At 62.6% G+C, this 12,193-nt stretch carries 15 protein-coding genes and 1 pseudogene; 5 read left to right on the top strand and 11 right to left on the bottom strand.

Translation table 11 applies throughout. From position 1 onward, the window contains the following. Window position 1 precedes the first annotated feature (1 nt). Genes HUI96_RS25120 through traG form a run of 3 tightly spaced genes read left to right on the top strand, consistent with a single transcriptional unit; the run spans window position 2 to window position 2,479 of the window. A complete protein-coding gene (locus HUI96_RS25120) occupies window positions 2-226 on the top strand; it encodes a TraC family protein (protein WP_188257447.1) in 225 nt (74 codons plus the stop codon). Window positions 227-275: 49 nt separating this feature from the next. Continuing rightward, a complete protein-coding gene (locus tag HUI96_RS25115; RefSeq protein WP_188257446.1) occupies window positions 276-539 on the top strand; it encodes a conjugal transfer protein TraD in 264 nt (87 codons plus the stop codon). Between the two features lie 23 nt (window positions 540-562). Then, window positions 563-2,479 carry a Ti-type conjugative transfer system protein TraG gene (gene traG / locus HUI96_RS25110; RefSeq protein ID WP_188257445.1) on the top strand — a complete coding sequence of 639 codons (1,917 nt, stop codon included), beginning with the start codon at window positions 563-565 and terminating at the stop codon, window positions 2,477-2,479. On the opposite strand, the gene HUI96_RS25105 is transcribed toward traG, so the two are convergent. After that, window positions 2,466-2,735 carry a hypothetical protein gene (locus HUI96_RS25105; RefSeq protein WP_188257444.1) on the bottom strand — a complete coding sequence of 90 codons (270 nt, stop codon included), beginning with the start codon at window positions 2,733-2,735 and terminating at the stop codon, window positions 2,466-2,468. The two genes, traG and HUI96_RS25105, sit on opposite strands and share 14 nt — an antisense overlap. A gap of 54 nt (window positions 2,736-2,789) precedes the next feature. Further along, window positions 2,790-3,203 carry a hypothetical protein gene (locus tag HUI96_RS25100; RefSeq protein WP_188257443.1) on the bottom strand — a complete coding sequence of 138 codons (414 nt, stop codon included), beginning with the start codon at window positions 3,201-3,203 and terminating at the stop codon, window positions 2,790-2,792. Window positions 3,204-3,464: 261 nt separating this feature from the next. On the opposite strand from HUI96_RS25100, the pseudogene HUI96_RS25095 reads away from it, so the two are divergent. Together HUI96_RS25095 and HUI96_RS25090 are read left to right on the top strand one after the other, a co-directional pair. Beyond that, window positions 3,465-4,663: pseudogene (locus HUI96_RS25095) on the top strand (DUF1173 domain-containing protein). Between the two features lie 393 nt (window positions 4,664-5,056). Further along, on the top strand, window positions 5,057-5,341 hold the full coding sequence (locus HUI96_RS25090; protein ID WP_188257527.1) for a WGR domain-containing protein: 285 nt from the start codon (window positions 5,057-5,059) through the stop codon (window positions 5,339-5,341). 45 nt (window positions 5,342-5,386) lie between these two features. Here HUI96_RS25090 and HUI96_RS25085 read toward each other — a convergent pair whose 3' ends face one another. The 9 genes from HUI96_RS25085 to HUI96_RS25045 all read right to left on the bottom strand — a co-directional run bounded on the left by HUI96_RS25085 (window position 5,387) and on the right by HUI96_RS25045 (window position 12,157). Further along, window positions 5,387-5,551, bottom strand: coding sequence for a hypothetical protein (locus HUI96_RS25085; RefSeq protein ID WP_188257442.1), 165 nt, complete (start codon window positions 5,549-5,551; stop codon window positions 5,387-5,389). 300 nt (window positions 5,552-5,851) lie between these two features. Further along, the gene (locus HUI96_RS25080; RefSeq protein WP_188257441.1) at window positions 5,852-6,160 is read right to left on the bottom strand and encodes a DUF736 domain-containing protein; all 309 of its coding nucleotides are present in this window, start codon (window positions 6,158-6,160) and stop codon (window positions 5,852-5,854) included. A gap of 699 nt (window positions 6,161-6,859) precedes the next feature. Further along, the gene (locus HUI96_RS25075; RefSeq protein ID WP_188257440.1) at window positions 6,860-7,264 is read right to left on the bottom strand and encodes a type II toxin-antitoxin system VapC family toxin; all 405 of its coding nucleotides are present in this window, start codon (window positions 7,262-7,264) and stop codon (window positions 6,860-6,862) included. Next, a complete protein-coding gene (locus HUI96_RS25070) occupies window positions 7,264-7,509 on the bottom strand; it encodes a type II toxin-antitoxin system VapB family antitoxin (protein WP_188257439.1) in 246 nt (81 codons plus the stop codon). The genes HUI96_RS25075 and HUI96_RS25070 overlap by 1 nt, the downstream gene beginning before the upstream one ends. 637 nt (window positions 7,510-8,146) lie before the next feature. After that, window positions 8,147-9,073 (bottom strand): ArdC family protein, encoded by a 927-nt coding sequence (locus HUI96_RS25065; RefSeq protein WP_188257438.1) that lies wholly within the window; start codon window positions 9,071-9,073, stop codon window positions 8,147-8,149. A gap of 334 nt (window positions 9,074-9,407) precedes the next feature. Next, the gene (locus HUI96_RS25060; protein ID WP_188257437.1) at window positions 9,408-9,995 is read right to left on the bottom strand and encodes a hypothetical protein; all 588 of its coding nucleotides are present in this window, start codon (window positions 9,993-9,995) and stop codon (window positions 9,408-9,410) included. A 481-nt stretch (window positions 9,996-10,476) separates the two neighbouring features. Beyond that, complete coding sequence (locus tag HUI96_RS25055; RefSeq protein WP_188257526.1) at window positions 10,477-10,800, bottom strand: hypothetical protein; 324 nt, start codon at window positions 10,798-10,800, stop codon at window positions 10,477-10,479. Then, the gene (locus tag HUI96_RS25050) at window positions 10,800-11,684 is read right to left on the bottom strand and encodes a DUF7007 domain-containing protein (RefSeq protein ID WP_188257436.1); all 885 of its coding nucleotides are present in this window, start codon (window positions 11,682-11,684) and stop codon (window positions 10,800-10,802) included. The genes HUI96_RS25055 and HUI96_RS25050 overlap by 1 nt, the downstream gene beginning before the upstream one ends. Further along, window positions 11,681-12,157 (bottom strand): hypothetical protein, encoded by a 477-nt coding sequence (locus HUI96_RS25045; RefSeq protein WP_188257435.1) that lies wholly within the window; start codon window positions 12,155-12,157, stop codon window positions 11,681-11,683. Before HUI96_RS25045 ends, HUI96_RS25050 begins: the two co-directional genes overlap by 4 nt. Between the last annotated feature and the right edge of the window lie 36 nt (window positions 12,158-12,193).

Raw genomic sequence — 12,193 nt, 5'->3', positions numbered from 1 at the left:
AATGCGTGCTAAACCATCGATTTCAGAGATTGACGCCCAGATTGAGAAACTACGCGAAAAACGCCGTGGAATTCTCGCCAAGGCCAATGAGCGCTTCGCGCGCGCGGCCGCCAAGGCGGGCCTGGCCGAAATGGACATTTCCGACAACGAACTCGACGCCGTCTTCGAGGAGATTGCCGCGCGATTTCGCAAAAGCCGCAAGGGGCCTTCAGGCGCATCTCCTTAAGCGCCTCGATCGGCGCATTCTGGCCCTGGAGCGAAGGCGGCGGCAGACGATGACAGAGGATCGCAAGAAGGACGCGCGGGAGAAGATCACGCTCGGCGGCTTGGTGGTGAAGGCCGGACTGCGACAAGCCGACCGCGCGTTTCTGCTCGGTGTGCTGCTGGAAGCCGGGACCGTGCGTGTCGGATCGGCCGAGCATCATCGGCTGAAAGTAAAAGGTGGGATGGCCTTCCGGCGTGACCGCATGAAGGGCGCCGAAGCGGCGGATGCGGGATCGCCCGTCTCCGACGGTTCCGAAACGACCAACGGCGAATAAGCGCCAGCGAAGGGATGTCGGACATGGCCGGGAACACGAAACTGAGGCCGGCGCTGCTATGGGCGATCGTGCCGGCCGCCGTGACAGCGATGACGCTGGCGATCACGTCATACAGATGGCAGGGAATGGCGGCCGGTTTCTCGCCTGGCAATTCCTATTGGTTCTTACGCGCTGCGCCCATTCCCAATCTGCTCTTTGGTCCGATCGCGGGACTGATCACCGTATTCGCCCTGCCGATGCATCGCCGCCGGCCGGTGGCGATGGTCAGCCTGATCTGCCTTCTCGGGGTCGGCGGCTTTTACGCTTTGCGTGAATATGCGCGCCTGTCACCATCCGTCGAAAGCGGCGCGGTGACCTGGGACGAAGCGCTGTCTTATCTCGACTTCTTCGCCGTCATCGCCGCGACCGTCGGTTTCGTCATCGTGGCGATTTCGGCGCGGATATCGGTCGTGGTTTCCGATCCGGTGAAGCGCGCCAAGCGCGGAACCTTCGGTGATGCCGATTGGCTCACCATGTCGGCCGCCGCAAAGCTGTTTCCGCCAGACGGCGAGATCGTCGTCGGCGAGCGCTACCGTGTCGACAAGGAGACGATCCGCGATGTGCCGTTCGATCCGACCGACCGAGAGACATGGGGTAGCGGCGGGACCGCGCCGCTGCTCACCTACAAGCAGGATTTTGATTCCACCCACATGCTGTTCTTTGCCGGGTCGGGCGGTTTCAAGTCCACCAGCAATGTCGTGCCGACGGCGCTACGCTATACGGGGCCATTGATTTGCCTCGACCCCTCGACCGAGGTCGCGCCGATGGTCGTCGAGCATCGGACGCAAACGCTTGGGCGGGAGTGTATGGTCCTCGATCCGACAAACCCCGTCACGGGTTTCAACGTGCTCGACTGGATCGAAACCTCCAAACACAAGGAGGAGGACATAGTCGCCGTCGCGCATATGCTGCTGTCGGAAAGCGCCCGGTTCGAATCCTCGACCGGCAGCTATTTCCAGAACCAGGCGCACAACCTTCTGACGGGATTGCTCGCCCATGTGGTTCTCTCTCCCGAATATGCCGGGCGGCGGACCCTGCGCAGTTTGCGCCAGATCGTCTCCGAGCCGGAACCGTCGGTTCTCGCCATGCTGCGCGATATTCAGGAGACATCGGCATCTGCCTTCATCCGCGAAACGCTGGGCGTCTTCACCAACATGACCGAACAGACATTCTCCGGCGTGTACTCCACGGCATCGAAGGATACACAGTGGCTTTCGCTCGATAATTATGCCGCCCTCGTCTGCGGTCGATCGTTCAAATCGAGCGATCTCGTCGCCGGCAAGAGGGACGTGTTTCTGAACATCCCGGCGGCGATCCTGCGATCCTATCCAGGCATTGGCCGGGTGATCATCGGTTCGTTGATCAATGCGATGACACAGGCCGATGGCGCGTTTCAGCGCCGGGCCCTGTTCATGCTCGATGAAGTCGACTTGCTCGGCTACATGCGCGTCCTCGAAGAGGCGCGCGATCGCGGCCGCAAATACGGCATCACCTTGATGCTCATGTACCAATCGGTCGGCCAGCTCGAACGGCATTTCGGGAAAGATGGCGCGACGTCCTGGATCGATGGCTGCGCCTTCGCCTCCTATGCCGCGATCAAGGCGCTGGAGACCGCAAGGAACGTCTCGGCGCAATGCGGCGAGATGACGGTCGAGGTTCAGGGCAAATCCCGCAATGTGGGGTGGAGCAATTCCAACAGCGGTACGCGCCGGTCGGAAAGCCTCAATCTGCAACGCCGTCCTCTGATCATGCCGCACGAAATCACGCAAAAGATGCGCAAGGACGAGCAGATCATCATCGTGCAGGGGCACGACCCTATCCGCTGCGGGCGGGCAATCTACTTCCGGAGAAAGGACATGGATGCCGAAGCTAGTCCAAACAGGTTCGTCAAGGCGAGTTGACCGCTTCATCGCTGCCCTGATCGAGCGCGTCGTATTCTGCGTTGCTCGGCCAATCGGTGCTTCGTATGATAGACAGCGCCGCCTCTATGGCCTTTTGCGCTTCGATCAAATCCGAGCGACGCATGGAGGGGTCGGAATAGATGCCGTATCCGTTGACGATCCGGCCGTTGAAGCCGCGTTGAAGCCGATCAATTGCGACGCCGACGTGGTCCTGAATCTGGTCCGTGGCGTTTGCCGCTTTGGTGATATTCGACATGCGGCCGTCTCCCTGAATGGTGTTTCTTTGAAGTCTGCCGGTGCGATCCGCGCGCTAGCGACGATCGCCGGCCGTTGGCGATGGCCGATAGCGGTCGAAGGGATCTTCTGCGCCGGGCGGCGCGAACCACCTGAGGAACAGATTGTAGCCGAGCGCGAATACGAACATGCCGATCGCCGAAGACAAGAAGAACCACCACGGCATCGGAGCGGCATCTGGATTAACGAAGACCCCGAGCGATACAGGCAGCATGACGATGCCGGCGAGAACGAGGAATCCGGTGAAGGCACGAAACGCGCAGGCGACGAAATAGAGCAGGTGCCATGTCGCGTAGAAGCCGGCAAGCCCGATTGCCTCGAGCACGTTGAAGGGCAATGCGATCACGAAGGGCATCGGCCGCAACGTCGCCTGCCCATCGCCAGGGGCAGCGTCGAGGGCGTGATGATTGCCGTTTGTGGGATCTCGCATGCGTTGTCCTTTCAGGGAGAGCTTCATTGTACCTGAAATTGGAAGAATGAGAATCGGTAGAAGTCGACCTGTGCAACGGGAACACCAGCGAACGCGTCGAAGTGGACGGCAGGACGTAGCGTTTCGCAGGGCCTTGAGCAGGATTCGATCGACGGCAGGTCGGCGACAATTGCAGGAGCAAGGCACATCGGCGGGCGGCGCGAAGCCAGCTACGCATGAAGAGGAGAATATTCTGATGATGATCGCTGGAACCGGAAGACCATGAGCCGGCATATCCGCATGGGCGGGATTGATGTTGATGCCGGAGATGGCGCGTTCGACGCGCGGTTGACGGACGCCTTTTCGCGTCGTGAACATCCGCTTTGCCTCTGCCAGGCGAAAGGCGTGCCAATGTATATCGCGCGGTTCGGCGACCGCCATATCCCGAAACGGATGCCGGGCACCGGGCGCAGCATGCGCCCGACTGCGAGTCCTACGAGCCGCCATCCGATTTGTCGGGCCTGAGCGCAGTCGAGGGCGAGGCAATCATCGAGAATGTGGAGGACGGCACGACGGCGTTGAAGCTCGGGTTCAGCCTGTCGAAGCTCGGCGGACGCACCGCGCCTGCAATCGGCGACAGCGCTGATCCGTGCGACGTCAGGACCGATGGTGCCCGATTGTCGTTGAAGGCGATGCTGCATTTCCTGTGGGACCGGGCGCAGTTCAATCGCTGGCGTCCGGCGATGGCCGGCCGGCGCAATTGGGCGGTGGTCCGAAAGTTCGTGGTCGAGGCGGCGTCGAGTTCGAGCGCCAAGGGAAAGCCACTTTCGGACACGATCTATGTCCCGGAGATGTTCGATCCGGAGCGCGTGGACGGAATTGTCCAGCGCCGGCAGGCATTTCTCAGCAGAGCGGTTCAGTCGCAGGGCAATCGCCGTTCGCTCGCGATCCTGATCGGCGAGGTGAAGGAGATACAGCCGGCTCGGTCTGGCTCACGCCTGATCGTCAAACACGCCCCGCGCTATCCTTTTATGCTGGCCGAGGATGTCACGCGCCGCATGAACAAGGTCTTCGCTCGTGAACTTGCGCTTTGGGACGCAAGCCCGGAATCGCATCTCATCGCAGCGGCAACGTTCGGGGTCGGCGTCTCAGGCATCGCAGCGATCGAGGCGATCGCGCTGATGACGGTCAGCGAACGGTGGATTCCGTCCGAGAGCCAGTATGAAGGCATGCTGCTTGACACGCTCACGAAGCGCGGTTCCATATTCACGAAGGGACTGCGCTACAATCTGCCGCCCACACAGCCGATGGCGAGCGTCGTGCTGACACGGGACGGGGGTCAGCCCATCGCGATGTACATCGTGCCCGATGACGCGGATGGCGCCTATCGCGAGACCCTCGACCTGCTTGTTTCGGAGAGCGGGATGGACTCCTGGATCTGGGACATCGCGGAAGGACCAATGCCTAATCTTCCCCGGTAAGCGGTGCGTGAAGGCCATCATTAGTGAACGGTCCCGCGGCCGCGAGAGGATCGTTACGCGACTGCGCGGAGACCGCTTGCGGGCGCCGGGAGCACCGATCTTACGGTGCGAGTAGAGCCGTCGCCGAAGGAGCTCGCCCATGATTTTCCGTACCAGAAGCCATGGGTCTTTGGCCGAAACGGCGACTCTCCCGCATTCTTGATACACCCCGATATCGACGCAGGGTGCGCTATGGTCAGGGGCGGGACGTCGGTCGAGGAAGGGCTTGCTCATCGATGGAGTGGACCACCACAGAACCGGAGAGACTTTTCCATCACCAAAATGAATCGGCCGGGTGCAACCGATTCAAAGAAGTCGTTGGACCTTGAACTCGAAGAGCGCGACTCTGTCCCTATGATCGCGCAACCCTACCAGCTTTACGTCGAACGGATGGATCCCACGAAGAACATGGCCCGCTACTACGCCATGTCGATCGAGGCGACGCTATTCGGAGACGTCTGCCTGACCCGCAGATGGGGACGCATCGGCGCGCGTGGCCAGGCCATGCAACATCATTTCAACAAAGAGGAAGAGGCCGTGCAGCTCTTCCTGGAGCTGCTGCGCAGCAAACGCGTGCGCGGTTACGGCCCGCGAGCGGGGTGCCAGCAGTGTAGTCGCCGGGCTCGGCGAACCCCATAGGCCGGTCGATCCGGCCTAAGAGGTTCGAGGCGGCCCGAAAGCCCCCTATAAAGGAGGCTCGGCGTTCATCAGCGCCTCCTGCTCGGCCCAGATGACTTCGCGCTCGGCAAGGGCGAGCTCCAGATCGGCCTCGATTTCGCGGCGCTCGTCGCGGTAGACAGCGTTCCGCAGCTCGGCGCGCAGTTCCTCAATGTGTTGATCGATCGACATGTCGTCATCTCCTTGATGTTGGTGAAAGACGACGCCGGCGGTCATGGTGGGCCGGAGGGGTCAAGGAGCGCGCAGCGACCGGCGGAGCCGGCGAGTGGGGGAGCCGAAATGCGGTAGCATTTTGGGGGTACCACGAAGTCCTTGGGGCCTTCGGATCGCCATGGCATCCTCGGACGATCTGAGCAGACTTCCCCCACCCGGTTGGCGGCAAAAAGCCGGAGCCAGGCTCGATGCCTGGTTCCGGCTTCTCGATACGCAGGAGGAACCCCGCCTGTGCGGCGGGGTCCTCTGTCGGGGCCATCAGTCCCGGTTGGGGCGGGACCAGATCAGCTGCAGGCCTTCCTCGCCTTCCACCTCGATCAGGGTGGCGTAGATCGGAGCGGGGAAGCTCGGGTCGTCCAGCTTGACCGAGAGGTAGTCGCGGCCTTCTGCGGAGACCTTCTGCCAGGCGGCGCCGAGTTCGACATTGCCAGAGAAGATGCGGAAGTGCGGTCCCTTGTCGGAGGGGTTTTCGATGCGGACCAGCTTGGCCTTGACGTTGAGGTTGAGGGTCTTGATCGAGCCGTTGAAGCCGTTGCCCGTGGAAGCGAAGGTGCCGATGGTAGCCATGTGTCTCATTCCTTTGTTGCTCGGGCCGCGCCCATCGCGACCTCGATGACGGTCGGTGGACCGGAGGCGATCGACGGGCACCCGCAGGGCTGGAACGAAGTGGAAGGCGGCCGGGAGAGACTTTCTTGAACCGCGAGGAATGGCGGCGCAGCCGTCAGGGGAAGAAAGTCGCGAAGGCCGTTGCCGGGACAAGATCGAGAGCCCGCTCTGGCGGGATCGGCCTTTCGGTCAGACCAGTCACATCGAGGACGCAGATGGACGTGGCTTTTGTGGAAACCGGAATGAAGACCGGCGTTTCCATCGTCGGCGTCATACACACGAGACAGCGACTGTCCGTTCGAGAGTCCATCCCGGCCACAGTCAGCCCGCGCATCACCTCAGATCCCAAAGGCGAGGACCGGGTCCCCATTGCCCCGCACCGGCTTCGAAACGGGGACGCACCGGAAGACCGGCGAGAGAACCGCCCGACGCTACGCGCCAGACTGACCCACGACTTGAAACCACGCTGCGTCTATCACGCGCGATTGGGGGAGACAGCCAGGAATGCACATCCGGCTCTCGTTCAAACGGGATCGTCAACCGATAGAGGCGGCCGCACAGGCGGGGTCCGTCGGGCGGCAGGTTTTGGTTCCGATCGCGGACCTGACGATCTCCAGGGTGGGAAGGCCGCTCGTCCGAGGCGCAGCGCCGCGGCGCTCGTCACGGAACTGTGGTGAGATCGGTTTGCCGAAACTCGTCGACCGTCGCCAAGATACGCACCGCGAAGTATTTCGCGCATGCGTAATGCAGGCAATCGCCGAGATTGAGACCATGTCGGCCGGAGCGGTACCGGTGTGCCGCCGACAGCGCCAACCTAGTGGTCTCGGATGCGGGCGGCAGATCGCGAACCTCGATCCCGCGCTCATCGAGGAACTCGACAACGATCGGCTCGACCTCTGAGACGGCGAGGGCGAACTTGTCGGGGCGCGCGAGACCGAGCACCGCCTCGAGCACGGCAACCGGCGAGGTGAAGGCGTTCTTCCCGGAAGCAATGGCATCGGAGACGCGGTCTGCTTCCGGCTCATCGGACAGCACGGCGATGATCGCGCACGCATCAACGAACATCACTCCGATTCCCACATCTTATCGAACACCTCGCGCGGGAGGGGTTTCTTCGCCGCCTTGCGCAGGTTGACGCCGTGCTTTTCACGCAGACGCGCGGCAGTCTGCAGCGGGCTCTCGGCAACACGGCGTCGTTCGATAGCCTCCTTCATCGCGATGACAATGGCATCGGTGATGCTGACACCGGCCATATGGGCAAACCTGCGCGTCAGCGCATCCGCCTCCGGATTGTTGACATTGATCGGCATGGAGCCTCCATGTAGATAGTTCTGCCCGATAATGTAGATGCTCTCATCTAGATTGGCAAGATTGTTGATCCGGTAGGGAACTGCCGCAATGCTATCCTCGGAGTGGAGCGCGGTCGGCCGGTTCCTCCGCTTCGTTGGGACAATCGGCAGGCCGCCCGCCTGGTTACGCCTGACTTGTGGATCGTCGCACCACCCCAAAATCACCTTTCGTCGGCCGCGACGCCCGGACCGTGAATCGGTCCCGCCGCGCGATCGGCCGAGTATGAACCAACCATCGGACCGATGGAGATTGCCTTCTGATAGCTGACCGCCCACGGCAGCCGCGTGCAGCGGCAATTGCCGGAAACACGAAGGACCGCCGAAGACGCAGCGCCACGCGGCACAGATCCGGTTTCGCCGCGCAGAGGCGCGAAAGCTCAATCGCATCGTGCCGCGTCAAACCGGCGATACGCTCGCGTAGGGGCGTGTCGCCGAGACGAACGCAAGGAGCCGCCCTTCTTGCCGCAGGCCGCGCGTCGGGCGGCGGATCTCGCCCATCCTGTGTCCTCACCAACTGAGATGGGCGTTGAGCTCGTCGCGTGTGACGGGCTCGAATGTTATGGGACTGATCCGGCCTCACACACCGGAGCTTGCAGCATCACGCCGCCTCCGCGACCTGTGTCACGCCCGGCTGGAGATCGTGCAGGTAGTTGACGGCGCGCTGGGCGTGGGCAGCTGCGGCAAAGATGAAGCGCTTCTCGTTCTTGAGAATTTCGAGCCAGCTCGCCAGATAGCTCGCGTGATCCGGCCGCGGCTCCAGTTCGGGGACGATGCCGAGGTCCGCCGCCAAAAAACAACCGCCGAGATCGGCGACCAGCTCTTCATGGGCGCGAAACGAGCGATCCTTGTGATAGCGCGAGAGGTTGCGATCGAGCCGCTTTTCCGAGCCGACCCAATGGGTCAGTTCATGCCCTAAAGTCGCATAATAACTCGGCGCATCGCGAAAGCTCTCGAATGGCGGCATCTGCACGATATCGAGCGCCGGATTGAAGTATGCCTTATCACCGCCGTGGCGGATGACAGCCCCGGTATTGGTGAAGAAGGCATCCGCGTGCTCGATCCTCTCGACCGGATCGGCCACCGGCGCAGGATTGCCGTAATATTGCGCCGGAAGGTCCTCGATCTGATCGGCGCAGAACACGGTATAGGCCTTGAGGAAGGGAATGCCGCGTTCGACTTCCTCGCCCCTCGCATCGGTTTCGGTTCGCGTGAAGCGGCTGGCGTAAACGACCATCGAGCCGGTCTCGCCCTTGCGGACATGACCGCCCAGTTCGACGCTCTGCTTGAAGGTCATCCAGGCGGGCGAGACGAACCCCCTCGCCACCGCCTCCGACCAGAGAAGCAGTGTATTGATGCCCTGATATGGCAGCCCGTTGTGACGGAGCGGCCGCATGATGCGACCCGTCGTATTCCCGGCGCTCCAGGGCTTTACCCACGGGCGCACGCCCTTCTCCAGATCCGCGACGATGCGGTCGGTGATCTTCGGGTAGATATCGACGCGGGGTTTGCTCTCTTTCCTGCTCATTTTCTTCAACCTCCATTCGAGGCCGCGCCAGTCGCGGCCGTCACGAGGTCCGCAAGCGCAGGACCGCAGGTTCGCGAACCCGCTCGAGAACAATCGGAAGGAGGAGAGATGTCGTCCGCGGGCCGCAACTTCAGTGAAGGACGGCGCAGCCGTTTCGCGGGGCGAGGACCGGAGCAGGACCAACATCCGTGACGGCCGCGACTGGCGCGGCCTGCAGGATCATTTTCATTTGTCGGATTAGGATGGCGGGCACACGCGAAGAGGCCGGCATCCGCAAGGACACCAGCCTCGATGTAGGAAGATGGGAGCGGAGCCGAAGCTAGGCCCGGGGCGGTTAGCCGAGGGCCGCCATCTGGAGATCGGCCACCTGCCGGCTGACGGTCTGGCCGGGATTTTCGACCTGACGCTCGTAGGGCTTCCAGGTCTCGCCGACGATATGCTCGTAGGCAGCCACGGCGCCCTCGGCCGCCATGAACAGCGCGTGCGATTGAAGACCCATGTCGGCGGCGAATTCCCGTTTGCGCTGGGCGTTACTGTCGAAGCCGACCGGACCGTCGAGATCCTCGTCGCGGACGTCGTTGGCGAGCTTGGCCGTGGCGTCTTTCGCCTCGGTGACGGCCTTGGAGTAGAACTGGCCTGCCCCGTAGGCGGAGCCGACATAGGAGCCGACGATCCGTTGCAGATGGATCTGCATCGCCTTGTCGGAAAGCCCCTCGGAGAGGGTATCGGCACCTTCGATCAGGCTCCGCTGATGGAAGTCGCGGATGCCGTCGCTGTCAAGGACGGGGAGGCCGAAGCTTTCGGAGATGAGGGCGGCCTGGTTGCCGTCCGGGCAGCAGAGGCGGACCATTTCGAGGGTCGTGGCCTTGCGAAGCGGGACGACGCGGGCCTTGGACTTGGGGGAGCGGGTTGAACTGGACATTGAGCTTACCTTTCTAGCGATGCCCTTCAGGTGATCCGGCCCTTGTCGGTCTTTCCTGCGGGTGCGGTCAAAAGGAACCGACGGAAGCTGGACGCTTCAGGGTCCGGACCCTGCCAGGCGAGCGAGGTTGGCTTGCGGACAAGCGGGGGCCAGTTCTTCACTGGTCCCTGCGCGGGACGCGAGCCGGCCTTGCCGAGATCGGCGGGGTTCCGGCGCTCCGCGGCGCGACAGCGGCCTTGAAGTGGCCAGCCGTTGGTTCAGACCGCAGCAAACCCGCCGGGAAGACCGGCAAGGGATGGTCTACGACACCGGCATGCTGACCGGTAAGCGCCTGGTCGACCCGCTCCGCCATAGTGTTCGATGGCCTGCCGCGCTTCCGAAGCGCATCCACGATTTGCCCCGGGCCGTTTGGTCACAATGGGTGCAACGACCATCGTCGCCACGGATAAATGGCGTCCTGCGGCGACAACGACATCCGGCGTCAAGCACAGAGCTCTTCTGGTTCGAGCTGCGCCAGCAACGCCGCGATGGCGCTTTCCTGGCGCGCCAGTTTTCGCGTCAAGGCGTCGATCTCCGGCTGACGCTCAGCGGTAATGGCGGCCAGATTGGCACGATACCGTTCGAGGAATGCACCGGGATCGGGCGACTTCCCCCGCCGATACGCGGTCTGGCGCGGATGCAACCGCGGTATCAGCGCTGTCATGCGCCGCGTGATCTGCCGGTCGATCATGTCCAACTGACGCTGGATTTGCCGGCGAGCTTCCTCCATGCGGAAGAGCCGCGCACGGCGAGTTGGCTCGACCATCACGCTGATCTCCCCTGCCTGCTGACAAAGCTCGACGGCCCGCCATAACCCGCGTGGCGCTCTGGATCGATGACGAAGCCGAAGCGGCCGACACGATATTCATCCGAGGGAACAAGGAAGCGGCGTTCCTCGCTGCCCGGCCCGCGCTTGCCGCCAGGAGTGGCGATAACCTCGGTGAAGCCGGATTGCTGATCGGAGATGATTGCCGAGACGACGATCCAGTCATCGCGGTGCTCCGCGAAAAATGCACGCTCATCCTTCTTCCAGGATTTACCGGGACCAAGCAAATTGCCGGTGATCGCCTCCCAGGCATCGGGGAAGCTGTCCTTCATCGTCTTTTCAGCAGCCTGGCGCTCGAAGGCGGTAAACAAGTGAGGGAAGCTGAATGCGACGATCGCCCAGGCCTCGTCCTCTTCATAGGCTCCGCCGGTGACGCGGATCGACTGATGTACCTTGCGGTTGCGGTCCGGCGAAAGGAGAAAGCCGCCATGGCCGGCCGTTGAGTGGAAGACAACGCCATCAGCATAGACGGTGGCGCCCTGTGATGGACCCCATGGTGTATTCGCCGTGGATCGCTCTTCGCGTCGGCCGAGCGCGATCTTCTCGCGTTGGTGCTCGGCGTTTTCCAGAACCTTTGCCCGGAACGCGTTCTCATCGGCGAGGTCGCCGCGATAACCATAGAAGTCGCCTCGCGTCCATTGGGCCATGGGCCGCCGGAAACGCCAGCCCGTGACAAGGAAATGGCGCCCGTCTCGGGCGGGAGCCATGGCAAAAGCGTGCTCGCCGACAAGGGCGACGGGCAGGCCATCAGCGCTTCGGCCAAACGAAACCCCCGGGAAACCGGGGGTTCCTATGACGTTGCTTTCGAGAGCAGATGCGCTCATGCCGCTGCCCTCCCCTCGACAATGTCGGCCACCACGGCGTCGGCGGTGACTTCCTGCAGCACGGCCTTCGGGTAACCGTGGTGGGTAAGCCATTCCTCGGCAGCAGCGCGACTCGCGGCAAGATGGACAAGCTCGGCGTCGTCGCCAGCCCGATCGAGAACGAGGACCGAGCCAATAGCGGGCCGTTCCTTGACCGCGAACTTGAGTTCGCTGTTCACCGAAAACGTCCGATGGACACGCAGGACGATCGTGCCCTGACTGCCGTAGTCACCCTCGTGGAGGGTGATGGACGCGGGAATCGTCGTGTTACCGACACGGGCTTCTGCCTGTTTGCGGATCAGCCGACCACCCGAGTTGCGGTTTTCCCAGGCGGCGAGCTTGTTGCGATGCCGTTCCGGAGGGCGTGGGGAACCGTCAGAATATGTCAGGGTCGAGCCCAGTGGCACGAGGTCGTAGATCAATTGAGCGGACATGGTTTTCTCCATGGTGTTGAGCGGAAAGCAGAACCG

The organism is Pseudaminobacter soli (ex Zhang et al. 2022) (assembly GCF_014595955.1).
GTDB lineage: Bacteria > Pseudomonadota > Alphaproteobacteria > Rhizobiales > Rhizobiaceae > Kumtagia > Kumtagia pseudosoli.
This window is presented reverse-complemented; position numbering and strand designations above follow the sequence as displayed.

Excerpts from the sequence above, each read along its gene's own strand:
- HUI96_RS25085 (WP_188257442.1), bottom strand. The coding sequence starts at position 5,551 with ATGTCGATCGATCAACACATTGAGGAACTGCGCGCCGAGCTGCGGAAC.
- HUI96_RS25045 (WP_188257435.1), bottom strand. The coding sequence starts at position 12,157 with ATGTCCGCTCAATTGATCTACGACCTCGTGCCACTGGGCTCGACCCTG.
- HUI96_RS25060 (WP_188257437.1), bottom strand. The coding sequence starts at position 9,995 with ATGTCCAGTTCAACCCGCTCCCCCAAGTCCAAGGCCCGCGTCGTCCCG.
- HUI96_RS25100 (WP_188257443.1), bottom strand. The coding sequence starts at position 3,203 with ATGCGAGATCCCACAAACGGCAATCATCACGCCCTCGACGCTGCCCCT.
- HUI96_RS25120 (WP_188257447.1), top strand. The coding sequence starts at position 2 with ATGCGTGCTAAACCATCGATTTCAGAGATTGACGCCCAGATTGAGAAA.
- HUI96_RS25115 (WP_188257446.1), top strand. The coding sequence starts at position 276 with ATGACAGAGGATCGCAAGAAGGACGCGCGGGAGAAGATCACGCTCGGC.
- traG (WP_188257445.1), top strand. The coding sequence starts at position 563 with ATGGCCGGGAACACGAAACTGAGGCCGGCGCTGCTATGGGCGATCGTG.
- HUI96_RS25080 (WP_188257441.1), bottom strand. The coding sequence starts at position 6,160 with ATGGCTACCATCGGCACCTTCGCTTCCACGGGCAACGGCTTCAACGGC.
- HUI96_RS25055 (WP_188257526.1), bottom strand. The coding sequence starts at position 10,800 with ATGGTCGAGCCAACTCGCCGTGCGCGGCTCTTCCGCATGGAGGAAGCT.
- HUI96_RS25105 (WP_188257444.1), bottom strand. The coding sequence starts at position 2,735 with ATGTCGAATATCACCAAAGCGGCAAACGCCACGGACCAGATTCAGGAC.
- HUI96_RS25070 (WP_188257439.1), bottom strand. The coding sequence starts at position 7,509 with ATGCCGATCAATGTCAACAATCCGGAGGCGGATGCGCTGACGCGCAGG.
- HUI96_RS25090 (WP_188257527.1), top strand. The coding sequence starts at position 5,057 with ATGATCGCGCAACCCTACCAGCTTTACGTCGAACGGATGGATCCCACG.
- HUI96_RS25065 (WP_188257438.1), bottom strand. The coding sequence starts at position 9,073 with ATGAGCAGGAAAGAGAGCAAACCCCGCGTCGATATCTACCCGAAGATC.
- HUI96_RS25050 (WP_188257436.1), bottom strand. The coding sequence starts at position 11,684 with ATGAGCGCATCTGCTCTCGAAAGCAACGTCATAGGAACCCCCGGTTTC.
- HUI96_RS25075 (WP_188257440.1), bottom strand. The coding sequence starts at position 7,264 with ATGTTCGTTGATGCGTGCGCGATCATCGCCGTGCTGTCCGATGAGCCG.